The following is a 24048-nucleotide window of genomic DNA, read 5'->3' as shown; positions in this document are numbered from 1 at the left end:
TGGCCGAGTCCCCCTCTGGCCCGACGTCGCGTACCGCAGGTGCGGTACTCGACGGCCGGCAGGTGTCCGCGGTGGGGGGACGACCCGGTCGGCGCGGCCCGCGAGGGTGGGTCTCGGCCCCGGAGACACCGGGGCCGTCAGCGACAGGAGCACCATGGCGCCGATCATCTCGGTCCGAGACGTCCACCGTTCGTACGGGCGCGGCCCGAACCGGTTCGAGGCCCTGAAGGGGGTGAGCTTCGACATCGCCGAGGGCGAGAGCGTCGCGATCGTCGGCAAGAGCGGCTCGGGCAAGTCGACCCTGATGCACGTGCTCGCCCTGCTCGACGCCCCGACGACCGGCACCGTCGAGCTCGAGGGCGTCGACACGAGCACGCTCAAGGGAGGGCGCCTCAACCGGACGCGCAACAAGACGTTCGGCTTCGTGTTCCAGCAGTTCTTCCTCACGTCGAGCTCGTCGGTGCTCGAGAACGTCGTGCTGCCCATGAAGATCGCGGGCGTGCCCCGCGGCGAACGCCGTCGCCGCGGCCTGGCGGCCCTCGAGCAGCTCGAGCTCGCCGACAAGGCGAAGAACAAGGGCCTGAACCTGTCGGGTGGTCAGAAGCAGCGCACGGTGATCGCGCGCGCGCTGGTCAACGACCCGCGCATCATCTTCGCCGACGAGCCCACCGGCAACCTCGACACGGCGACCGGGGCGGTCGTCGAGGACATCCTGTTCTCGCTGAACCGCGAGAGCGGCATCACGCTGATCGTGGTGACCCACGACGAGGAGCTCGCGGCGCGCTGTGACCGGCGCATCGTGATCCGCGACGGGTTGATCGTCGACGACGAGACCGAGGTGGCGGCATGACGACCCTCGACCTGCTGCTGACCGCCGTCTCGAACACGTTCCGGTCGAAGACGCGGACGATCCTGACCGTCCTGGCGATCTTCGTCGGCGCCTTCACGCTGACGCTGACGAGCGGGCTGGGCACCGGCATCAACGCCTACATCGACGACACGGTCTCGGCCGTGGGCTCGTCCGACACGATGACGGTCACGAAGGCCTCCGACGACGCGCAGGGTCTCGGCGGGGCGAACTCGGGCCCGACCGAGTACGACCCCGACACCGTCGCCGCGGGCGGGTTCGGTGCCCCCGGGGCGACCGTCGTCGCCCTGACCCCGGACGACGTGACGACCCTCGAGGGCGTCGACGGCGTGCTGGCCGTGCAGCCGACCGAGTCGCTCGCGACCGACTACGTCGAGGGCGAGAGCGGGACGAAGTACGTCGTCTCGGCGAGCGCCCTCGCGCCGGGACAGCAGCTCACCCTGACGGCGGGCGCCCAGCCCGACGACGACGCGACCGACCTGCAGGTGGTCGTCCCGACGTCGTACGTCGGCCCCCTGGGGTTCGCGGACGACGAGGCGGCCGTCGGTCGGTCCGTGACGCTCGCCGTGACCGACGCCACGCGCACGCAGCACACCGTCACCGCGACCGTCGTCGGCGTCGCCGAGGAGAGCATCGCCTCGCCCGCCGGGGCGGCGGTCACCCCGAACGCGGCGCTCGGCACGGCCCTGTTCGACGCGCAGAACGTCGGGCTGCCCGCCGACCAGGTCGACCGCTACGCGCAGGCCACGGTGCGGTTCGCCGCGGACGCGTCCGACGGGCAGGTGAGCGACCTCGAGGACCGTCTCGCCTCCGCGGGCTACACCGGCACCACCGTCGCCGACCAGCTGGGCACCTTCACGACGGTGATCGACGGCATCGTGCTCGTGCTCAACGCCTTCGCGATCATCGCCCTGCTCGCGGCGAGCTTCGGCATCGTCAACACGCTGCTGATGAGCGTGCAGGAGCGCACCCGCGAGATCGGCCTGATGAAGGCGATGGGCATGGGCAGCGGCAAGGTGTTCGGCCTGTTCAGCCTCGAGGCGGCGTTCATCGGGTTCCTCGGCAGTGCGATCGGCGTCGGCGTCGCGATGATCGCCGGCACCCTGGTCAGCGCTGCCCTGGCCGGGTCGTTGCTGTCGAACCTGCCCGGGCTGACGCTGATCGCGTTCGACCCCGTGTCGATCGCGCTGATCATCGTCGTGGTGATGGTGATCGCGTTCCTGGCCGGCACGCTGCCCGCCGCGCGCGCCGCGAAGGCCGACCCGGTGGAGTCGCTGCGCTACGAGTGAGGCCGAGGAGGCGCGGGTCAGCCCCGGAAGGACGCCCCGGTCTCGTGCTCCAGCAGCGTCCACATCCAGTCGAGCGCGAGGCCGGGCGTGAGGCCGGGGGCCTTCTGGGCGAGCTGGGTCGCGAGGCCGTCGCTGTAGGCCGCGAGCTTGAGGGCGAGCGCCGACGGGTCGGCCGTCGCGAACCGGCCCTGCTCGATCCCGCGGCGGAGCGTGCGGGTCAGGCAGGCCTCCCACACGCGGATGCGCTCGACGTACTCGGCGGCGACGGCGGGCTTGCGCGCCACGGCCGTCCAGTAGTCGGACCAGAGCCGCCAGTGCTCGTCGGTCGCGTCGGTGTCGGCGAACAGGGGCTCGACGAGCATCCGCACCCCGACGACCGGGTCGGGCTCGACGTCGACCGCCTCGATGATCGACGAGTAGAACCGGGCGGTCTCGAGCACGACGACCTCGTTGAGGATCTCGGCGACGCCGTCGAAGTGGTAGGTCACGGTGCCGACCGAGACCCCGGCCGCGGCGGCGATGTCGCGAAGCCGGGTCGCGCCCATGCCCTCGCGGACGATCACCTCACGGGCGGCCTCGACGATCGACGCCCGCCGGACGACCGGCTTCTGCCGCACGCCCGCGCCGCCGGTGGCCACGCCGCTCACGCCGCCGTCGCCCGCGCCGCTCACGCCGACGTCCGGGGCACGAGCTCGTCGAAGGTCCGGTCGGCGACGAGCACCGTCTCGGCCCCGGGCCCGCCGTCCCGGGCCCAGGCGCGAACGGTGTTCTCGACCCGGAACGCCTCGGCCGTGGCCGTGACGCGCGACGTGGTCTCGAGCCACGCCTTCCAGGTCGGCTTCTCGAGTCCGATCGCCCAGCGCGACTCGGCCGACGCCGACAGCGGGTCGCCGTCGACGATGCGGTAGGTCTCGCGGCTGTCCTCGGTGAAGACCAGGCCGTCGGGGTACTCGCGTCCGCCGCCGTAGCCGGGGTCGACGTCGAGCACCCACTCGCCCGTGCCGACGTCGTGCGAGACGCTGCGCTGCGGCAGGTCCGTGGCCGGCGGCAGGGCGCGGACGGCCAGGGGCTCGGCCCGCTCGGGCGCCTCGAACGCGACGCCGTCGTCGACCGGGTGCTCCGCCGACCCGTCGCCGGGCCCGCGCGTCCACACGGGCAGCGTCACGCTGCTGCGCGTCGGGTCGAGCGTGAGGGTCGCCTCGACCGGGTGCGGCCAGACCCACGGCCAGTAGGCGCTCGACACGGCGATGCGGAGGCGGTGGCCGGCCGGGAAGGAGTGCCCCGTCGAGACCAGGGCGACGCGCACGATCTGCTCGACCCGCGCCTCCATCGGGTCGTCGGCGCGCTCGCGTCCGTTCCGCTTGTTGAGGTTGAGCACGCCGCGGGTGACGAGGGTCGACGAACCGTCGGGGGCGACGTCACACAAGCGCACGATCACGGTGCCGTCGGGCACGTCGCTCGTCAGGGCGAGGTCGGCCACGACGCTGCCCAGCACGTCGAGCGTGGCGACGACCGGCAGGTCGAAGCAGACCGAGCGGCCGTCCTCGGCGCGCTGGTCGGGCGGCAGGTCGGTCGCGTTGCCGAACGGGAAGAACCGCCCCGCGTCGAGCCCGGTGCTCTGCGGCGAGCGCACGACGACGGGGCCGTCCGCCCCGCCACGCAGAGAGTCCAGCGGCACGACCCGGTCCTCGGACTCGCGAGCGGGCCAGGTCGAGGCGGCGACCCACCGCCCGGTCCGCTCGGCGTAGTACGTCGCCGGCGGCTCGGAGTCGTTGATCCAGGCCCGCAGCGCGGGCTCCGCGTCGACGCCGTTGGGGCAGTCGAGCAGCCAGCGGTCCCACCAGCGCAGGGTCTCCTGCAGGAACCCGATGCCCGGGCCGGGCGCCAGCCCGCGGTCCGGGTACTGGTGCGACCACGGCCCGATGATGCCCTTGACCGGTGCGTCGACGTTCTCGACCAGCCGCAGCACGGCGTCGCGGTACGGGTCGGCCCAGCCGCCCACGGCGAGGACAGCGGCCGTGATCGCCGAGTAGTCCTCGCAGACGCTGCCGTGCCGCCAGTAGTCGTCGCGTTCCTGGTGCGAGAGCCACGTGGTCGTCATCGGGCGGTTGTGTTCGAGGCGTTCGCGCCACCGGGCGACCCAGTCGGCGCCGACGACCTCGGGCCTCGGCGGGCGCGAGTTGAACGCGAACATCGTGCCGCCCCACGACGCCATGTCGATGCCGAGCACGGCGCCGCCCATGTAGTGCACGTCGTTGTCGTAGCGGTCGTCGGTCGAGCAGACGGTGACGATCGCCTTGAGGGCCGCCGGAGCCCGCCCGGCGAGCTGCAGCGCGTTGAACCCGCCCCACGAGATGCCGAACGCGCCGACCGCTCCGGTCGACCAGGGCCGGGCGGCGAGCCACTCGATCAGGGCGATGCCGTCGTCGAGCTCCTGCACCGAGTACTCGTCGTCGAAGAGGCCGTCGCTCGACCCCGTGCCGCGGATGTCGACCCGCACCGACGCGTAGCCGTGCGCGGCGTACCAGGGGTGCCGCTCGCTGTCGCGCGGAGCCGTCCAGTCGTCGAGCCGGTAGGGCAGGTACTCGAGCAGCACCGGCACGGGCTCGTCGACCACGGGGGCCCAGATGCGGGCGTGCAGTCGCGTCCCGTCGGGCATCGGCACCCACTCGTCGCGCACCTCGACCTCGAGCGGGCCGCTGCCGTGCGGGCGGTCGGAATCCTGCCGCCCGGGGGCGTCGGCGAGGTCGGCGCGCGGGGCTCCGAGGGTGCGGACTCCCCCGGCCCACGCGGGCTCCTGCAGGAGGCGCGGGTCGCCCAGGAGGCGCGGGTCGCGTGCGCCGTCCCCCCGCTCGTCGCGTCGGGGGCCCGGGTCGGGTCGGCCGCTCGTGCTCACATCGCCTCCCAGCGCTTCACGTGGTGTCCGCGGCCGTGGTCGTCCCAGCCGTCGGCGTCCCGCCAGCGGGGCCGTGCGTCGCCGACGTCGGGGAGCTCGGTCGTGCCCGGGTCGAGCGTGGCGTCGAGCAGGGTGCGCGTGTACGGGTGGTTCGGCCCCTGGAAGACGCGTTCGGTCGGGCCGACCTCGACGATGCGGCCGCCGGTCATGACGGCGACCCGGTCGGCGACGCCGCGGACGACCGCGAGGTCGTGGCTGATGAAGAGGCAGCTGAGCCCCTTCTCGTCGCGGAGCCCCGCGAGCAGGTCGAGCACCCCGGCCTGCACGCGGACGTCGAGCGCCGTCGTGATCTCGTCGGCGATGATCAGCTCGGGGCCGGCGGCGAGCGCCCGGGCGATGCCGACGCGCTGGCGCTGGCCGCCCGAGAGCTGCGCGGGCAGGCGCGAGGCGAACTCGGGCGGCAGGCCGACCTCGACGAGCAGCTCGGCGACGCGCTCGGGGCTCGACTCGCCCGTGAAGAGCTTCAACGGTCGGGCGATCGCGGCGCCGACCGTGCGGCGGGGGTTGAGCGAGGTGTCGGCGTTCTGGAAGATCAGCTGGATCGACCGGCGCAGCGTCGCCGTGCGCCCGGCGACGGGCCGGGTGAGGTCGCTCTCGACCCCGTCGGCCCCGTGGAAGGCGAACCGGCCCGACTCGGCGGGGATCAGCCCGGCGAGGGCCGTGGCGAGCGTGGACTTGCCGCTGCCGGACTCCCCCCCGACGGCGAGGGTCTCGCGGCGGCCGATGGTGAACGAGACGCCGTCGACCGCGGCGGGCAGGCCACGCCCGTACCGGACGACGAGGTCGCTCGCCGTGACGACCGGCCCCGTGGCGGGTGCGGTCCTCGGGTCCTGCGCCGCGCCTCCTGCGGGTGCGTCGTCCGCTTCGCGCCGCGTTTCGTGCTGCACACCCCGACTAGTCGCGGTGCCGTGCACGGAACGCGGTGCGCTGGCGTCGGCCACCACCTCGCCGAGCGCGGTGCCGGATGCCGTCTCCGGGTCCTGCGCCGCGCCTCCTGCGGGTGCGGCGTCCGCGTCGCGCCGCGTTTCGTGCTGCACACCCCGACTAGTCGCGGTGTCGTGCACGGAACGCGGTGCGGCGGGTGCGTCAGGTGCCGCGGGTGCTGCACGCTCGTCGCGCCGCGTTTCGTGCTGCACACCCCGACTAGTCGCGGTGCCGTGCACGGAACGCGGTGCGGCGGCGTCGGCGTGCACGCGCGGGATGCTCGCGAGCAGCTCGCGGGTGTACTCGTGCTGCGGGTCCGCGAAGAGCGACGCGGTCGGCGCGTGCTCGACGATCCTGCCCTCGTGCATGACGGCGATCTCGTCGGCCATGGTCGACACGACGCCGAGGTCGTGGCTGACCAGCACGATCGCCATGCCGAGTTCGACGGCCAGGTCGCGGATCAGCTCGAGGACGGCCGACTGCGTCACGACGTCGAGGGCGGTCGTCGGCTCGTCGAGCACCAGCAGCTTCGGCCGGGCCGCGATGGCCATGGCGATCGCGACGCGCTGCTGCTGCCCGCCTGACAGCTGGTGCGGGTAGCGCCGCACGATCGTCTCGGGATCGGGCAGCCGGACGTGACGCACGAGTTCGAGCACGCGGTCGTCGCCGCCGGGCAGGCCGTGGCTCTCCAGCGCCTCCCGCAGCTGACGTCCGACGCGCATCGACGGGGTCAGCGCCTGGCCGGCGTTCTGGGCGACCAGGGCCGCCGTGCCACCGCGCAGGGCCCGGCGCGCCCGCTCGTCGAGGGCGAAGACGTCGTCCCCGGCGACGCGGACGCTGCCCGACACGACCCGCGACCCACGCCGCAGGTGCGCGAGCAGGGTGCGGGCCACGGTGGACTTGCCGCTGCCGCTCTCGCCGACCAGGCCGAGCGCGCGTCCGGCGGCGACAGCGAAGCTCACGCCCCGCACGACCGGCACCTCGCGGCGACCGGCGGCGTACGAGATGGAGAGGTCGTCGACGCGGACGACGGGATCGGGGGCGACGTCGACGGGGCGACCCGCGCCTCCTGCGGTGGTACCGGCGGTGGTGAGGGGCTCGTTCACGAGACCGCCCCCTTCTGTGCGCGGTCGACGCCCAGCGACTTGCTGAGCCCGTCCGCGCTGAGGTTGAGCCCGATGACGAGCGTGGCGAGGGCGACGACGGGAGCGAGCGTGCCCCACGGGACGACGGTGAGGGCTGTGCGGTTCTCCTGCACCATGAGGCCCCAGTCGGGCGTCGGCGGATTGGCGCCGAACCCGAGGAACGACAGGGTCGAGATGAGCAGCACGATCCAGGAGGCGCGCATCGCGTACTCGACGAGCACCACGTCGGTGACGTTGGGCACGATCTCGCGGAACACGATGCTCAGCGGCTTCTCGCCGCGGGCGCGGGCGGCGGTCACGTAGTCCTGCGTGATCACGGTGCGGGCGGCGCCGCGGACGACGCGGGTCACGGCCGGCGCGTAGATGACGGTGACGGCGAGCACGATCACCCAAAGGCCCGAGTCGAACACGGTCACGACGACGAGCAGCGCCAGGATCGACGGCACGCTGAGCAGCGCGTCGACGATGCGCATGACGACCTCGTCGAACCAGTTGTCGGCGTAGGCGGTGACGCAACCGAGCACGGTGCCGATCCCGACCGCGATCGTCGTGGCGAGGAAGGTGACGACGAGTGCGTACCGGCCGCCGTTCAGCGTGCGAGACAAGATGTCGCGGCCGTACTGGTCGGTGCCGAGCCAGTGCGACCAGCTGGTGCCGGTCAGGGCGGCTCCCGAGTCGGTGGCGACCGGGTCGTGGCCGGTCAGCACCGGGGCGAGCAGCGCCAGGAGGACGTGCAGGGCGATCAGGCCGAGCCCGATGCTCAAGGCCGAGGAGGCGCTGAGGCTGCTGGTCAGGGACGTCGCGCTCGCGCGCAGTCGCCTCGGCCAGCCGCCCGCGGCCTGCGGCCCGGCCGATGCCGGGCCGCCGACCTGCGCGCCCGGGGTCGCGGGGTCCGCGGTCGTGGCGACCCGCGCCTCCTCGGCGGTGTGGTGCCCGATGTCGCCCTGGCCGCTGTCGGCGGGCGGGGTCCGGTCGCGTGCGGGGCTCATGAGCGGGCCTTCCGTCGGGTGCGCAGCCTCGGGTCGAGGGCGAGCGCGATGAGGTCGGCGGCGAGGTTGCACACCACGTAGACGAGGGCGCTGACGACCGCGATCGCCTGGATCGTCGGCAGGTCGCGGTTGAACACGGACTCGAGCATGAGCTTGCCCATGCCCGGGTAGTTGAAGACGTTCTCGACGACCACGACGCCGCCGAGCAGCCAGGCGACGTTCAGCGCGACGACGTTGAGCGTCGGCAGCAGGGCGCTCGGCACGGCGTGACGCCAGACCACCTGACGCGTCGACAGGCCCTTGAGCTCGGCCGTCGTGACGAACTCGCTCGCCATCACGTCGATCGTCGACGAGCGGGCGGTCCGCACGATGTAGGCGGCCATGGCGAGGGTCAGCACGATGACGGGCAGCCAGATGCTGGGCAGCAGTTCGGCGACCGTCGCGTCCTGGCCGCGCAGCACGACCGCCGGGAAGATCGGCAGTGCTATGGCGAACAGCAGCACGAGCACGGTGGCGACCATGAACTCGGGCACGCTCATGACGACCAGGCTGATCAGCGAGATCGCGTGGTCGCTCGGACGGCCGCGGCGCACCCCCGCGATGACGCCGAGGGTCAGCGACAGGGTGACGCCGACGATCATGGCGGGCAGCGCGATCAGCATGCTGTTGCGGAAAGCGATCAGCAGGTCGGGGCCGACCGGCAGGCCGCTGACCAGTGAGACGCCGAAGTCGCCGTGCGCCGCACCGAGCAGCCACTGGCCGTAGCGGACCCAGACGTTCTGGTCGAGGCCGAGCGTCTCGCGCAGGGCGGCGACGGCGTCGGGGGTGGCGTCCTGACCGAGCAGTTGCTGCGCGACGTCGCCGGGCAGGGCCTGCACCGCGAAGAACACGAAGAACGAGGCGAGCAGCACGGTGAGGAGGGCCGTGCCGACGCGGCGGGCGACGACGATCAGGGTCGCGGCGAGCGGGGACGTGGGGTGCGGGCCGCCGGCGCCCGGGCGGCTGGCGGTCGTGCCGCCGGCGGCCGAGCCGCTGGTGCTCGGGCGGCTGGCGGTCGGTGTGGGGCTCATGCGCGGAGTCCGATCTGCAGGTAGTCGAACTCGAAGCCGAACTCGCGGTAGTTCAGGACGTTCCGGGACAGGCCGACGAGGCGGTCGCCGAACATGGGGGTCATGTCGGCGGAGTCCTCGACGACGATGCGCTGCGCGTCCTGGTAGAGCGTCATGCGGCGGGTGTCGTCCATCTCGGCGCGGGCGTCGTCGAGCAGGCCGTCGAAGGTCGGGTTCGACCAGGCACTCTCGTTGTACGACGAGCCGGTGCGGAAGATCTGGTTGAGCAGCTGGTCGATCGGGCGACCGGTGAACCAGTAGCTGACCATGAGCGGCTTCTGCATCCAGATCTGCGTGTAGTACGAGTCCGACGAGGCATTGCGCACGGTCAGGTCGATGCCCGCGTCGCGGACGGCGTCGCGGTAGGCGACCGCCATCGGGGTGAAGACGGATTCGTAGCTGGAGGTGTAGATCTCGGTCTTCAGCCCCTCGCGTCCGGCCTGCTTGAGCAGGGCGCGGGCCTGGTCGGGGTCGTAGGCGCGTTGGTCGTCGAGCCAGACGGCCTGCGAGGGAGGCACGGGGTTGTCCCAGCCGGGCGAACCGGTGCCCTGCAGGGCGGTGGCGACGATCGCCTGCGGGTCGTAGGCGAGCTTCATCGCCTGGCGCACGAGCGGGTCGCTGAACTCGGCGCTCGTGGCGAGCATCGGGATCGTGTACCACTGGGCGTCGGGGGCGCGGGCGACGGTGGCGCCCGCCGAGGCGCTGACGACCTGGGCGGTGGCGAAGTCGAGGTTGGTCTGGCTGATCAGGTCGATCTGGCCGGCGAGCAGGGCGTTGACGCGGGCGGTGGTGTCCTGGATCGAGAAGAAGTCGATGCCGTCGAGCACCGGCCGGCCGGCGAAGTGGTCCTCGAACGCCTCGACGCTGCCGGTGCCCGCGGGCTCGAAGCTCGACAGGCGGAACGGCCCGGTGCCGATGCCGGTGCGTCCGATGCCGCCGCCCTGGCTGGGGTCGGCGCTGCCCTCGGGCACGATGTAGCACTGGTACGCGGTGAGCAGCGAGGGGAACTCGGCGTTCGGCGTCAGCAGGTCGAAGCGCAGGGTGAGCGGGTCGACGGCGGTCATGCCGCCGGGGCCGATCATGGCGGCGAGCACCTCACCCTGGGGTGAGGCGGTGTCGGGATCGAGGATGTGCTCGATCGAGTAGATCGCGTCGGCGGCGGTGAAGCGGCGGCCGTCGTGGAAGCGGACGCCCTCGCGCAGGCGGAAGGTCCAGCTCGTGCCGTCGGCGTTGGCGGACCAGTCGTCGGCGAGGTCGGGCACGGTGACGCCGGCGTCATCGAGCTTGACGAGTCGGTTGTAGAGGGCGCCGAGGTACTCGTAGGCCGAGAGCGAGCTGGCGGAGTCGAGGGTCTCGGCGGCGGAGGCGGCCGGGCGCGCGATGCGCAGGCGTCCGCCGCGGGCGGGGGTGCCGGTGGCGGCGGCCTCGGGGATGGTCGGGGTGCTGCGGGCGGGCGTGCAGCCGGCCAGGGTGAGCAGGCCGAGGCCGGCGAGCCCTGCGGCGCCGGCGAGGACGGTGCGGCGGCTCGGGCCCGTGCTGCGGTCTGCGCTGCTCGGGCGTGCGCCGCGGTCTGCGCTGCTCGGGCCCGCGCTGCCGTCGGCGGCTCGCGCCGGGCGGAGCGCGTGTCGGTGTTCGGGGACGATCGGTGTCATGCGGGGATGGCCTTCCGTTTATCGTTCGGGTGAACGATAAGGGAGGTTCGCGGCGGCGGCCAGCTCGCCGGAGCCCCGGAGGCGCGGCTCGGGACTCCCCCGCAGCCCCCGTTCTCCGCGCCCCGTCGCGGATGCGGGCGTGCCCGTGCGGCAGCGTGCACGGGCTGCAGTCTTCACCCACTCGTTACACGAGCGCGCCTCGCCGACGCGACCCGCGCCTCCTCGGCTTCGCCCTCTCGTCTCGGTCGAGTGGTCCCCACTCGTCCCTCCCCGCCCCACGAAGAACGTTGTCGGACCACTCGATCGACTCGCAGGGCGACGTCCGAGCAGGAGGCGCGGGTCGGCCCGCCCGCGCCCGTCACCCTCGCGACGGCTCGAGTGGGCAGAACCTGCTCGTCGAGGACCGCCGGGCAGCATCTTCTGCCCACTCGCCCGGCTCGATCGGCCCCGGAGGACCGGCGTGCCCCTCGAAGCGGGACTCGGTCCGGAGCCGGACCGCGCCCTAGTCTCAGCTCATGGCCACCCCGACCACGCCCCGCCTCGCGCTGGGGCGACCCGCTCTCGCCTTCGGGCTTGTCGGGGTGTTCGCCTTCCTCTCGGACACGGCCTTCACGTGGTGGACGTTCACCCGTCCGTCCGCGCCGGTCAGGTACGTCGCGGTCTCGTCGACAGACGGCTTCGACGGGTTCGACGGGGTGCAGACGGTCGGCGGCCCGTTGCTGCTCATCGCGGTCCTCTCGATCGGGTTCGCGGTCGCGCTGCTGGTGGTGATGCTCGTGCACCGGCTGGTGAGCGCGCGTCCCGATCGCGGTGGTCGCGCCTCATGATCGTCCGGGCCGGCATCGCTGCGGCAAGGTGACTGCGCGACCACGTCGCGATGACACCCCCGGTCGGTAACCTCACTCCAGGACCATTGTCCACAGACGAATCGGGGGCACGATGACTGAACCACGCATGCCGGAGAGAGCCAAAGACAACCTGTTCAGGACGGTCGGCGAGATCGGCAAGTTCGCTCGCGACGCGTCGGCCAAGGTCGTCGAGCAGGCAGACGATCTCAGAGAAGTCGCGGTCGACACCGTCGAGAGGATCGGGGCCAAGAAGAACGATCCCTATGAGGACGCCATCGCCGAGTACAACGACGCTTTCACGCTCATGAACGACAAGGGCCTCGCTCTCCTGGGACAACGTGAACGATCGACGGACCTAATCGACTTCGTCGAACTGCTCGTCAACAGCGTCGCCAACACCCCGAAGACGTTCGAGGCCGATTTCGAGCAGATCGACGTGGACAAGAAGGAGTTCCTCGCAGCCGAGGACTTCGCCCGGAAAGACCTTGACGCCGCTCGGATGTCGGCGATGGGCGCCGGAGCAGGCTTCGCCACAGGCGCCGCTGTCGCGAGCCTCGCCCCCACAGCAGCACTGTGGGTGGCCACAACGTTCGGCACGGCGTCCACCGGAACGGCGATCTCCACTCTTTCCGGGGTCGCCGCGACCAACGCAGCCCTCGCCTGGCTCGGTGGAGGAACCTTGGCCGCAGGAGGGGGCGGCGCGGCAGCCGGAGGTGCGCTGCTCGCACTCGCCGGACCTGTCGGTTGGACCATCGCCGGAGCAGGGCTCCTCGCATCCATCGCCCTGCTGACCAAAAAGAAACTGGAGAATCGAGAGGCGCGAGAAGAGGCCTTGACCGCGGTCAAGAGGAACACCACGATCGTGAGACGCATGGACGCGGAGATCGCCGATCTCCTTGAGAAGACGACGTCCATCCGACTGTCGTTGGCGCGGTTGTACGGCGAAGCCTTGGCCGCATTCGACACCGACTACCTGGCGCTTCCTCCTTCGAGGCAAGACCAATTGGCTGCGCTGGTCAACAACACGAAGGCTTGCGCAGCCCTGCTCGGGAAGCGACTCGAGCAAGGCCCGGACGGTGACTGACGCCCGCCGTCTGGCGAAGAGCAACCAAGAACAGGCGGTCGCCGCATGGATCGGCCATCTGAACCAACTGCGACTCGACACCCTGCTGAGCGGTCTGGCCCGACAAGGCGAGAACCTCCGCGACGCCCTCTCGATCATCGACCAGGCCGTCAAGAAGATCGATCTCGAGGTCGTCACCACCAACCGTGGCGGAACGAAGGGGATGCACGGGTTCATCGCCGAGGTCGCCGAGGTCGGCATCGGCAATGCGCAGCGCCGGATCGTCGGTGCCGAGCCCGTCTATCAGTGGGTCAACGACAACGGTCCTGTGGACCTGCTGCGTGAAGGCGTGGCGATCCAGCAGAAATTCGTGGCTGCAGGTGGGCGCCTCGGACTCGGCGCCATCACCGAACATCTCCAGAGATACCCCGACTACGTCAAGAACGGGGGGCGCTACCAGATTCCTCGGGATCACTTCGATGTGATCCGAGACCTGCACGCCATGACCCCCGAGACTGCCGCAACCACCCTCTCACGCAGCGGAGACGGCCCGTCTCTCTCGGATTGGAAACGGGTCCAGACGTTCTTCGGCTCCGGCGCGGTCGACATCGATTCTCTCGAGCCGTCCCACCTGGACTACCGCGAGGCGCAGCGAGGCGCCTACGAGGAGACTCTGCAGTCCGAGAAGGATTCCCTGAAGCAGACCGACGAGGGCAGACGCCGTGATCTCCACGACGACAGTCGACCGGGCCTGCAAGAAGGCATCCAGGCGACGCTGCTAAGCGCCGCCGTGGAGGGTGGGACCGCCCTGGTCCTGGCCGTCGTCCAGAAACGGCGCGACGGCAAGAAGCTGCGGGCTTTCACGGCCGACGACTGGGTGGACATCGCGGGGGTATCCGGCCTCGGTGCCGCCAAGGGGAGCGTCCGAGGACTGACGATCTACTCGCTCACGAACTTCACCGCGACGTCCTCGGCAGTCGCCAGCTCGATCGTCACCAGCGCCGTCGGCATGGCGGAGCTGGCGAATGAGCTCCGCCGAGGTGAGATCGACGAGCTGCAGTTCATCGAGAACTGCGAACTCTTCTGTCTCGACACGGCCGTCAGCGCACTGTCGTCCCTCATCGGTCAGACGCTCATCCCCGTACCGGTTCTCGGCGCCGTCATCGGGAACACGATCGGCACGGTCATGTACCAGGCCGCACGCACCTCATTGTCCGCGCGCGAGATGGCGTTGATCGCTGGCTACGCCCGCGCTCAGCGCGAGCTGGACGAGTCGCTGAGTGCCGACTACGCACAGCTCATCGACGAGCTGACCGCGAGCCTGTCGGACTACTTCGAGGTTCTCGAGCGTGCCTTCTCGCCCGACGTGCTGACCGCGGTTCAGGGCTCGATCGAGCTCGCATCGACAGTCGGCGTGAAGCCCGAGGATCTCTTGGACAGCCGAGCGAAAGCACGTCGTTTCTTCCTGGACTGACGTGCACCAGTCCCCACAACTGGGTGACGTCGATGCCCTCCCAGGCCTCCAACACATGTGAGCATGGTTCATGGACCTGTCGCCAGGGGGCAGATCGTGATCAGGGGAACGAACATGGCACACAACGGCTACGCCGTCATCGACTTCGAGACGACCGGGCTCTCGCCCCAGTACCACCACAGGGTGATCGAGATCGGCATCGTCAACGTCGCACCTGACGGCACGATCGAGGACTCGTTCGAGACCGTCGTCAACCCGGGACGCGACCTCGGCCCCACCCACATCCACCAGCTGCGCGGGGCCGACGTCAAGGAGGCGCCGACGTTCGCGGACGTCGCCGACGACTTCGTCGACCACCTGCGCGGACGCGTTCTCGTCGCCCACAACTCCCGGTTCGAGACGACCTTCCTCCGGGCGGAGTTGTCCCGTCTGGGCATGACGTCGCCCGTCGCCGACGAGGGAGCGCTCTGCACGATGAAGCTCGCCACGACCTACCTGCCCGGCTCCGGGCGGAAGCTCGCGGACTGCTGCGCGGCCTTCGACATCCCCCTGGTCGATGCCCACGAGGCGCTCGCCGACGCTCGGGCGACCGCGCAGCTCCTCGCCGCCTACCTCGAGCTCGGGCGCGACCAGTCGTCCTGGTGGGGCCAGTGGGGTGACTACGCGGCGAGCGCCGCCTGGCCGGCGCGTCGTCCAGGGGTGTCGTCCTCTGCGTGGGTCTCCCGCCGAAGAAGCGCGACCGACCTTGCCGACGGGACGCGCGCCTCCCTCGCGCCCGACTGGGCCGGCACGACCAGCCGCGCCGTGGCGGACACAGTCATCGCGGCGTCACCCAGGGCCACGAGAGCGACGTCGTTCCTCGACCTCACGACCGACCGGTTGCCACCTGTCGCCGGAACGGGTCGCGAACTCGACTACCTCGCGGTCGTCGACCGTGCCCTCTCGGACGGGTTCCTCTCCGTCTCGGAGACCGACGAACTCCGTAGCCTCGGCGAGGCCATCGGCGTCAGCCCGGCGCGCCGCTCCGAGCTCCACCACGAGTACTTCGACGGTCTCGTGGACGCGGCCTGGGCCGACGGCGTCCTCAACGAGGACGAGCGAGCAGACATCACGGCGGTGGCCATCATGCTCGACATCGCGCCCGACATCCGAGACGCCGCTCTGAGCGCGAGTGCTGCGCAGGCCGCCGTGGCCGACCAAGCCGCCCCTGCCGACGCCGCGGAGTCGGGTACCGCTGCGATGCGTCTCGGACCAGGCGACCTCGTCGTCCTGACCGGCGAGATGAACGAACCGCGCGAGAGCGTCGAGCAGACGCTCACCTCGATGGGCATCGTCGTCAAGCCAGGCATCACGAAGAAGACGACGCTCCTGGTCGCCGCCGACCCGGACAGCCTGTCGGGCAAGGCGCAGAAGGCACGTCAATACGGCATCCCCATCGTCGGCGAGGACGCCCTGCGGGCCCTCCTCCAGTCGGCGTAGGTGGGGTCGTGGCAGCAGCAGGCAGGTCGGCCACCGACGAAGCACACCGCCAACAGGCGCTCGCCGCAGCGCACGAACGGGAGGCGGCCCGCGCGCGAGACGCCGCTGCTCGATTCGGCCTCGCCGGCGTCACCGAGAAGCGTGTCGCCACGGAACTCGCCCGACTCGGCGCGTTCGGCTACCACCTGCTGCCCGACCGCGCCTGGCCCGGAAGCCGGAGCGCCCAGGTCGACCTGATCGTGGTGGGTCCGTCGGGTGTCCACATCGTCGACACCAAGGCGTGGCGGGAGGTGTCGATCCAAGACGGTCGCATCTTCCGGGGACAGGCCGACGTCACCGACGATCTCGCATCACTCGCCGACCTCGCTTACAACACTGAGGGAATACTGGCGGAGGTCGGTCTGGCGCCGACCGAGGTGCACGCCGTCGCGGTGCTCGCCGGGCAGAAGGGCATCCGGGAGTCCGTGGGGCCTGTGACGGTCGTCGGCGAGCGCGACGCTCTCGCCCACCTCGCGTCGCCCGGCAACCGGCTCACCTCGCAGCAGGTCGACACCGTCCTCCGCCGCGTGCTCGACCACTTCCCCGTTCTCACTTCGACGACGGTCGTCGACGTCACGGTGCCCGAGCCGATCCTCCCGCACCGAGACGAACAGCTCGTGCCGACCGAGGCCTCGACCGTCGACACTCAGGACGACCGGGACGTCAAGATCGATGCTGCACTACTGGAGAGCATCCTTGCGGCACCGATCGAAGAATGGATGTCGTTCCTCGATCCGGCCCAGGCCAAGCTCGTCCGTCGCAGTTTCAACGGTCCTGCCCGCATCCGCGGGTCGGCCGGGACGGGCAAGACCGTCGTCGGCCTCCACCGTGCCGCTTACCTGGCCCGGAGCGGTAGCACCCGCGTGCTCTTCACGACGTTCGTGCGGACACTGCCGGCCGTCCTCGGGAACCTGCTCGTCCGCCTCGCGCCCGACACGTCCGACTCGGTGGATTTCCGCGGCATCTACGGCTTCGCTCTCGACCTCTTGGCCGAGCGGGGCTGCACCGTGCGACTCGACGCGAAGGCGGCCGATTCTGCCTTCGCCGAGGCGTGGGCCGCCGGGGGCCGGGGCGGTGCGCTCGACTCGTCGGCGACCACGTCACGCTACTGGCGTGACGAGATCGACCATGTCATCAAGGGACGCGGCATCCGCACGTTCGAGCAGTACGCCGACCTTGCGCGGGTCGGGCGACGCCACCGTCTGACGATCGAGCAGCGCCGTGACGTCTGGTCTCTGTTCGAGCGCTACGACCGCGGACTCCGCCGACGGAACGCTCACGACTTCGCCGACGTCATCCTGATGGCTCGAGACAGCCTTCGCGCCCAGCCCCTCGAACGATACGGGGCGGTCATCGTCGACGAGGCACAAGATCTCACGTGCGCGATGGTGTCGCTACTGCACTCCCTGGTAGGCGACCGGCCCGACGGGCTCACCTTGATCGGCGACGGTCAGCAGACGATCTACCCCGGTGGCTACACACTGTCCGAGATCGGCATCTCTCTCAGCGGCCGCGGTGTCGTGCTCGACGTCAACCACCGAAACACGGCCGAGATCCTCGCCTTCGCGAACACCGTCGTCGCCGGCGACGAGTACAACGACATCGAGGGGACGGGTCAGCGCATCGACGGCGTCGAGACGGTGACGCGGTCGGGACCACGGCCCGTGCTCGACCGCCATCGTTCCTGGGCGTCCCACGACACCGCGCTCGTCGAGCGCGTACGGGAGGTCACCCGGCTCGTCGGCACGTCGTGGGGCGACGTGGGCGTCCTGGCGACGACGCACTGGCAGGTGACCAAAGCCAAGGAGGCGCTGGTCACGGCAGGCATCCCCGTCCTCATGCTCGAGCGCTACGACGGCCGCCCCGTCGACGCCGTCAAGGTCGGTACCGTCAAGCGCGCCAAGGGTCTCGAGTTCAAGCAGGTGCTGCTCGCTCGGGTCGACAGCACGCTGCTGGGGAGCAGTCCGGTACCTGCCTCGGACACCGACCGCGAGCGCCGCGACCTCGACCGGCGCGAGTTGTACGTGGCGATGACGCGAGCGCGTGACGGCCTGTGGGTCGGTACGCGCGCGATGCCGGGCGAGCCGACCGGCGCCGACTCTTCCGTCCGCCGATGACGGCACCGCATGGCACGATGACTGCAGCACCAGGGGGAACGAGGGTGGATCGTCGAACGAGACGATCGACGAGGTCTTCCGCACACCGCACCGGGAGGCGCACGTGAGCACCATGAACCACGAACTCGTCGGACGAGCAGTCACCGAGCTCGCTCGCGCCCTCGAACCGTTCGTGTCGAGAACGCTCTCGCCCCATCTGTTGCCAGGGATGGGCTGGACGACACTGCTCGAACGACGTGACGAGGCGGCCGGACGCGTCGGGGGGACCTACGCCGCAACCGACCTCCAGGTCGTCCTCCGAACCATGACCGAGCCGCTCGGTGCTCTGGGGCGCCCGTTCGAGACCGTTCTGGGCCGTGCCGGCACGCGTCTCGCCGGGGAACTGCGTGAGGTCCGCAACGCGTGGGCCCACAACGGCTCCTTCAGCGACGACGACGCCTACCGCGCCGTCGACTCGGCCCAGCGCCTGCTCGTCATCTGCGGTGCGGTCGAGGCCGGCGAGACCCTTGCCGGCTTGCGCCGTGACCTCCAGGTGCGCATGGCTGCCCCGGCTCCCGCGGCAGAATCCCTACCGGTCGACGCACCGGCTCCGGCCCCCGATGTCGTCGCCCCCCTGGCGTTCAGCCCTCCTCCGCAGACACCGCCTCGGGTCCCCACCCCGCAACCCGTCATCGCTCCGCGGTCGACCGGCGCGACACCGCCCCCCGGCGCTCCGGACGCCTCTCCCACCGAGGACACCCGCTCGACCACGCCGTCCTCGGTGACGGTGACCATTTCATGTGCCCCCGTCATCAGCTATGCGATGGCACACAACGGTTTGACGGTCATCTCCGACATCACCCTGACGAGCCCGACGACGACCGCTCGTGGTGCCCGTCTGACCGTGGGCATCGAGTCCGCGCTGGGACCGATCGGGGCACCGACCGAGTACTTCGTGGATCTCGTCGCAGGGTCGGAGACGTTGGTCCCGCAGCTCGACATCAAGGTCGACCCGTCGGTCATGCTCGGCGTCGAAGAGGCACGGCCCGCTCGTGTGGTCGTCACCGTGGCCCACGATGACGTCGAGCTCGGTCGAGGAACGGTCGAGGTGCTCCTGCTGGCCGCGAACCAGTGGCTCGCGCGCCCGACGCTGATGTCTCTCGAGATGCTCGCTGCCCACGTCCAACCGAACCACCCTGCTCTCGAGTCCCTGGTGTCCGAGGCCGCCGACGAACTCGCCCGGACCACCGGCAGCGGCGCACTCGTCGGCTACCAACAGGGCCCCGAACGAGTGGACGTGACCGTCGACGCATTGATGACCGCCATGCGCGGTCGGTCCATCCGGTACAGCACGCCTCCGGCCAGTTGGTCGGACGACGGCCAGAAGGTCCGAACGCCGCACGAAGTGCTCGTCGGACGCCTGGGCACCTGCCTCGACACGACGGTGACCCTGGCCGCGGCACTCGAGCGCGTCGGCATCCGCCCCCTGCTCGTGGTCGTCGAGGGTCACGCCTTCCTGGGTTACTGGCGCGAAGAGACATCGTTGGCGAGCCCGGCGACCACGAGTGCCTTCGCACTGCCGAACTTGATCCGAACGGACTACGCGCGGGTCGTCGAGACGACCTTGCTCACCGAGGACTCGGCCGACGTCGGCTTCCACGACGTCCGACGTGCGCCTCTCGAACAACATCTGTCGGGCGACCTCGACGGTGTCGTCGGCATCACCGACGTCTACCAGGCTCGCAGCAGCCGCATCTATCCCCTTCCCGCTCGAGTCGCAGCGGAAGACGGCACCGTGGTCGTCGTCGACTACCAGGCCGTGCACTCCCGGCCCGTGGCGTACGTGCCCGAACAGCGTCCTGACGATTCCGGCCCCGCAGACACCACCCCCGTGCCTGCCCGCGTCCAGCGCTGGAAGAACGCCCTCCTCGACCTCAGCCTCCGCAACCGGTTGATCAACTTCGCCGACCGTGCCCGGTTCCCCCTCCACGTGGCCGAAGAAGGTCTGGCCGAGTTCGAGGACTACCTGAACGGGGGCAAAGCCTTCGAGCTCCTGCCGTCGGATGCCCTCCCCGCGGTCGAGACCCAGCGAGGCGTCCGGTGGGGACGTGACCTGCCGTCGGACAGCCGAGCCGATCTGTTCCACACCAAGCACCAGCTGTACACGGACGCCTCGACCGAGGCGTACCCGCGACTGCTCAGAGCACTCGCGTACAAGGCCAAGACCGTCCTCGACGAGACCGGCGCCAACAACCTTTACGTGTCCATCGGCTCGCTCGTCTGGAAGGTCAAGGACAAGACCGTCCGGTCCCCGCTGATCCTCGTCCCCGTCACGCTTCGTGCCAAGGGAAAGTCCGGTGGCTACCAGGTCGTCCTCGACGACGCGGGGGCCTCGACGCCCAACTACTGCCTGCTCGAGAAGCTCCGGGCGGAGCACGGCCTCCGCATCCCGGCCCTCGCCGACCCCGCTACCGACGCGTCGGGCATCGACATCCAGCGGGTGCTGACCGAGACCCGGCTCGCCGTCCTCGAGTCGGGCATCGAGGCGAACGTCGAACCGACCGTGGACCTCGCGCTCCTCCAATTCGCGAAGTTCCGACTCTGGAAAGACTTGGACGACAACTGGGAGGCGCTGGCCGGCAACGACCTCGTACGTCACCTCATCGAGTCCCCCACCGAGCCGTTCGTCGACGCGTCGGTGTCGACCGACGGTGATCCTCACGCGCCGGTGGCGGTCGACCTCGACGCGCTTCTCGCGAAGCTCCCCGTGTCCGCCGACTCGTCACAGGCGGAGGCCGTCGCGGCCGCATCGGCCGGGCGGACATTCGTGCTCGAGGGCCCTCCGGGAACGGGCAAGTCACAGACCATCACCAACCTCCTCGCTCGGGCCATCGCGGACGGCAAGAAGGTCCTGTTCGTCGCCGAGAAGCGGGCAGCCCTCGAGGTCGTACAGCGGCGACTCGCGAGCGTCGGCCTCGGGCCGTTCACCCTCGACCTCCATGACAAGGGCAGCAAGCCTGCTCCCCTGAGGGAGCACCTCCGCACGTCCTTGGCGCAGCGTGCGTCGGCAGATGCCGAGGGACTCGCGCGGTCGACCGACACGATGGAGTCGGCCCGTCGCCGGCTGGCGCGTTATGCCGCCCAGGTGCACGACGTCAACGCCTCGGGCCACAGCCTCTACACCGCCCATGTGGCCGAACTCGTGCAGGCGCACACTCCCTTCGAGCTGCCCGTTCCGGAGCACTTCGCCGCCACGGCGTCCGTCGCCGACCTCCACGTCGTGCGCACGGCCTTGCGCGAGCTGGCCGACCACGCGGGGAGGGCGCGGCCGACAGCCGAGCACTCCTGGGCCTTCGTGGACGTCGGCTCGGACGACGCCCTCGACGAAGTGGCATTGCTCTCCCTCGTGACCCGGTTCGACGAGGCGCTCGGTGCCGCAACAGCCGACGACACTCTCACCGAGGCGCTCGGCACCGTGTCGACGTCTGACGAGCTCCGTACCCTGGCGGCGACCCTCGGCAGCGCTGGGGTCGATCACGCGGTGCTCGCCGAGGCGCGGACATCCACGTGGCAGGGTGAGACCCGCCGGCTGCTCGGTGAACTCGACGGGGTCGGTCCAGCCTTCGGTGACGTGCTCACCGTCGTCCAGCCCCATGTCCTGGCACTCGACCTCGACCGGATCGCGCACGAGGCGACCGTCGCTCATTCCTCCGGCTTCTTCGGGCGGAAGAAGAGGCGCCGCGCCGTGGCGGAGTCCTTCGCTCACGTGACCCGACCCGGCGTCACCGTCGACCTCGCGACCCTGCCCGCGTTGACCGCCCGCTTCGTCGTCCTCCGGGAGTCCGTCCGCCACCTCGCCGCCCAGATCGACGTCGTCCCCGGGCTCTCGGTGTGGCCGGGCTGGAATCCCCTCATCGAGGCCGATCGCTCACATGTCGCTTCACAGATCTCCTGGCTCGAGTGGCTGTCGACGGTGACCGATGCCGACACCGGCGAGTCCTCGGGGCGCGTCTTCCGCGTCGCCCTCGAGCGGATCACGGTCGGCCGGCAGGCGCCGGTTCCGGAAGCAGCCTCCCGAGCGACCCGCCTCGCGGACGCGACGGAGTCACTGATGAACGCTTCGGGTACGACGCCGGTGTCCTGGGCTGCTTGGACGGGCACGCAGCCGTTCCTGAAACGATGGATGTCGACGCGCACAGGGCGCGACCCCCTCCAGCCCACCGGCGTGAGCCTGCCGAACTGGGTGCGATGGCGGCGAGCCGTCGCCCCCCTCAGGGACTTCGGGCTGCTCGACGCGTACTCGACGGTGATCTCGGGCGCTCTGCCCGCAGACGAAGCGAGTGACGCTTTCGAACGCGGGTTCGCGACGGCCAGCAGGCACGAACGTGCCCGCGCCACCGGACTGGACGATTTCGATGCTGCCGGACAAGGAAGGTCGATCGAGCGCTACACCTCGGCTGCTCGTGACATCAGGGCGGAGCTTCCCCGGGCCATACCGGCCCAGCTGATCGGTAGACGAGAGTTCGACCAGCAGACGGCCCAAGGTCGGGCCGGAAAGTTCGTGGCCGAGGTGGCCAAGATGCGTGGGCGCATGAGCGTTCGCGACATCATGACCACGTACGGCGATCTGGTCGCCGAGATCACCCCCTGCGTCCTGGTCAGCCCGGACTCCGTCGCACGGTTCTTCCCGGCGAAGGCAGGACTCTTCGACATCGTCGTCTTCGACGAGGCCTCACAGGTCCGAGTCGCGGATGCCGTCGGCGCCATGGGCCGAGCGACCTCCGTGGTCGTCGTCGGCGACAGCAAGCAGATGCCACCGACGTCGTTCGCCGAGGCGACCATCGATGACGAAGACGCCGAGGCCCAGATCGAGGACGTCCTCGCGCGGGACGAGGAGTCGATCCTGGCGGAGTGCAAGCAGGCACGCATCGAGAGCCGGTGGCTCTCCTGGCATTACCGCAGCCAGGACGAGTCCCTCATCGCGTTCAGCAACCGCAACTATTACGAGGACCGACTGACGTCGTTCCCGGCTCCCGCACACGGCTCCGTCGACGACGGCGTCGGGGGTCACGGCATCACGCTCCGGCGCGTCCAGGGGACGTTCCTCCGGTCGGGCCCCAGCAAGACCCTGCGGACGAACCAGGTCGAGGCCGAGGCGATCGTCGCCGAGATCCGTCACCGCTTTGCGGCGGACCCGACCGGCACGCCCTCGATCGGCGTCGTGACGTTCAACGCCCAGCAACGGACCCTCATCGAGTCGATGCTGCGCGATGCCGGTGACGACCGGATCATGGACGCTCTCGACGCGTCGACCGACGGACTGTTCGTGAAGAACCTCGAGAACGTCCAGGGGGACGAGCGTGACACCATCCTGTTCTCGACGGCGTTCAGCGCGAACGACAAGGGCGTCCTGCCCCTGAACTTCGGGCCTTTGACCAACTTCGGCGGGGAGCGTCGACTGAACGTCGCGATCACCCGAGCTCGTCGTCAGGTGATCCTGTTCTCGAGCTTCGATCCTGGTGACCTGCGTGCAGAGGAGACGACCTCGCGGGGCATCCGAGATCTCCGGGCCTACCTCGAGCTGGCGCTGCGTGGAGCCGAGAACGTCCTCGCGACCGCTCGTGCGGCCACCAGCACGGATCTGCACCGCGAGGACCTCGCCGAGGCTCTCCGAGCTCGAGGTCTCGAGGTCCGGACGAACGTCGGGCTGTCCGACTTCAAGGTCGACCTCGCGGTCTCCCCCGCCGGTCAGCCGGGCGGGGCGACCACGGCCGTCCTCCTCGACGGCCCTGGCTGGGCCCAGCGCGGTACGGTCGCCGATCGTGATGCCCTCCCCGTGGAGGTGCTCGGCGGGCTCATGCACTGGCCCGCCGTCGAGCGTGTGTGGTTGCCCGAGTGGCTCGCTGATCGGGAGGGTGTCCTCGACAGGCTCGTCACGTCCGTTCCGGCGCGGTGACGACGGCGCCCCGGCTCGGCTTGCCCGTCTTCACCGCTCCGGACGGCCTGGTCTACGTGGATCGGGACGGCGTCACGGATCAGACGCTGCCCCGCTGGCGTCGCCTCTACGATCCTCTGGCCGTCCGGCGACGCTCTCGTCTGCGACTCATCACGCATCTC

14 protein-coding genes are annotated in these 24048 nt (G+C 70.6%); 8 read left to right on the top strand and 6 right to left on the bottom strand.

Going from position 1 to position 24048, the window contains the following annotated elements:
* Positions 1–154 precede the first annotated feature (154 nt).
* Together EDF21_RS00255 and EDF21_RS00250 are read left to right on the top strand one after the other, a co-directional pair.
* Positions 155–850 carry an ABC transporter ATP-binding protein gene (locus EDF21_RS00255; RefSeq protein ID WP_123570745.1) on the top strand — a complete coding sequence of 232 codons (696 nt, stop codon included), beginning with the start codon at positions 155–157 and terminating at the stop codon, positions 848–850.
* Complete coding sequence (locus tag EDF21_RS00250) at positions 847–2157, top strand: ABC transporter permease (protein ID WP_123569934.1); 1311 nt, start codon at positions 847–849, stop codon at positions 2155–2157. The genes EDF21_RS00255 and EDF21_RS00250 overlap by 4 nt, the downstream gene beginning before the upstream one ends.
* A 17-nt stretch (positions 2158–2174) precedes the next feature.
* Here EDF21_RS00250 and EDF21_RS00245 read toward each other — a convergent pair whose 3' ends face one another.
* Genes EDF21_RS00245 through EDF21_RS00220 form a run of 6 tightly spaced genes read right to left on the bottom strand, consistent with a single transcriptional unit; the run spans position 2175 to position 10932 of the window.
* Positions 2175–2828 (bottom strand): TetR/AcrR family transcriptional regulator, encoded by a 654-nt coding sequence (locus EDF21_RS00245; RefSeq protein WP_233568303.1) that lies wholly within the window; start codon positions 2826–2828, stop codon positions 2175–2177.
* The gene (locus EDF21_RS00240; protein ID WP_233568302.1) at positions 2825–5053 is read right to left on the bottom strand and encodes a CocE/NonD family hydrolase; all 2229 of its coding nucleotides are present in this window, start codon (positions 5051–5053) and stop codon (positions 2825–2827) included. The genes EDF21_RS00245 and EDF21_RS00240 overlap by 4 nt, the downstream gene beginning before the upstream one ends.
* Positions 5050–7143 (bottom strand): ABC transporter ATP-binding protein, encoded by a 2094-nt coding sequence (locus EDF21_RS16940; RefSeq protein ID WP_158612819.1) that lies wholly within the window; start codon positions 7141–7143, stop codon positions 5050–5052. Before EDF21_RS16940 ends, EDF21_RS00240 begins: the two co-directional genes overlap by 4 nt.
* Positions 7140–8171, bottom strand: a complete 1032-nt coding sequence (locus EDF21_RS00230) for an ABC transporter permease (protein WP_233568301.1) — start codon at positions 8169–8171, stop codon at positions 7140–7142. Before EDF21_RS00230 ends, EDF21_RS16940 begins: the two co-directional genes overlap by 4 nt.
* Positions 8168–9241 carry an ABC transporter permease gene (locus EDF21_RS00225; protein WP_123569933.1) on the bottom strand — a complete coding sequence of 358 codons (1074 nt, stop codon included), beginning with the start codon at positions 9239–9241 and terminating at the stop codon, positions 8168–8170. Before EDF21_RS00225 ends, EDF21_RS00230 begins: the two co-directional genes overlap by 4 nt.
* Positions 9238–10932, bottom strand: coding sequence for an ABC transporter substrate-binding protein (locus EDF21_RS00220; RefSeq protein WP_123569932.1), 1695 nt, complete (start codon positions 10930–10932; stop codon positions 9238–9240). The genes EDF21_RS00225 and EDF21_RS00220 overlap by 4 nt, the downstream gene beginning before the upstream one ends.
* A 515-nt stretch (positions 10933–11447) precedes the next feature.
* On the opposite strand from EDF21_RS00220, the gene EDF21_RS00215 reads away from it, so the two are divergent.
* The 6 genes from EDF21_RS00215 (at position 11448) to EDF21_RS00185 (ending at position 23887) form a co-directional block, all read left to right on the top strand.
* On the top strand, positions 11448–11759 hold the full coding sequence (locus EDF21_RS00215) for a hypothetical protein (protein ID WP_123569931.1): 312 nt from the start codon (positions 11448–11450) through the stop codon (positions 11757–11759).
* 127 nt (positions 11760–11886) lie between these two features.
* The gene (locus EDF21_RS16605; RefSeq protein WP_158612818.1) at positions 11887–12864 is read left to right on the top strand and encodes a hypothetical protein; all 978 of its coding nucleotides are present in this window, start codon (positions 11887–11889) and stop codon (positions 12862–12864) included.
* A complete protein-coding gene (locus tag EDF21_RS00200; protein ID WP_123569929.1) occupies positions 12857–14317 on the top strand; it encodes a hypothetical protein in 1461 nt (486 codons plus the stop codon). The genes EDF21_RS16605 and EDF21_RS00200 overlap by 8 nt, the downstream gene beginning before the upstream one ends.
* A 114-nt stretch (positions 14318–14431) precedes the next feature.
* Positions 14432–15796 carry an exonuclease domain-containing protein gene (locus EDF21_RS00195; RefSeq protein ID WP_158612817.1) on the top strand — a complete coding sequence of 455 codons (1365 nt, stop codon included), beginning with the start codon at positions 14432–14434 and terminating at the stop codon, positions 15794–15796.
* 8 nt (positions 15797–15804) lie between these two features.
* Positions 15805–17952 (top strand): nuclease-related domain-containing DEAD/DEAH box helicase, encoded by a 2148-nt coding sequence (locus tag EDF21_RS00190; RefSeq protein ID WP_123569927.1) that lies wholly within the window; start codon positions 15805–15807, stop codon positions 17950–17952.
* Between the two features lie 112 nt (positions 17953–18064).
* Positions 18065–23887 (top strand): DUF4011 domain-containing protein, encoded by a 5823-nt coding sequence (locus EDF21_RS00185; RefSeq protein ID WP_233568381.1) that lies wholly within the window; start codon positions 18065–18067, stop codon positions 23885–23887.
* The last annotated feature ends 161 nt before the right edge of the window (positions 23888–24048 follow it).

Origin of the sequence: Frigoribacterium sp. PhB118, from assembly GCF_003751725.1 — a bacterium.
Classification (GTDB): domain Bacteria; phylum Actinomycetota; class Actinomycetes; order Actinomycetales; family Microbacteriaceae; genus Frigoribacterium.
This window is presented reverse-complemented; position numbering and strand designations above follow the sequence as displayed.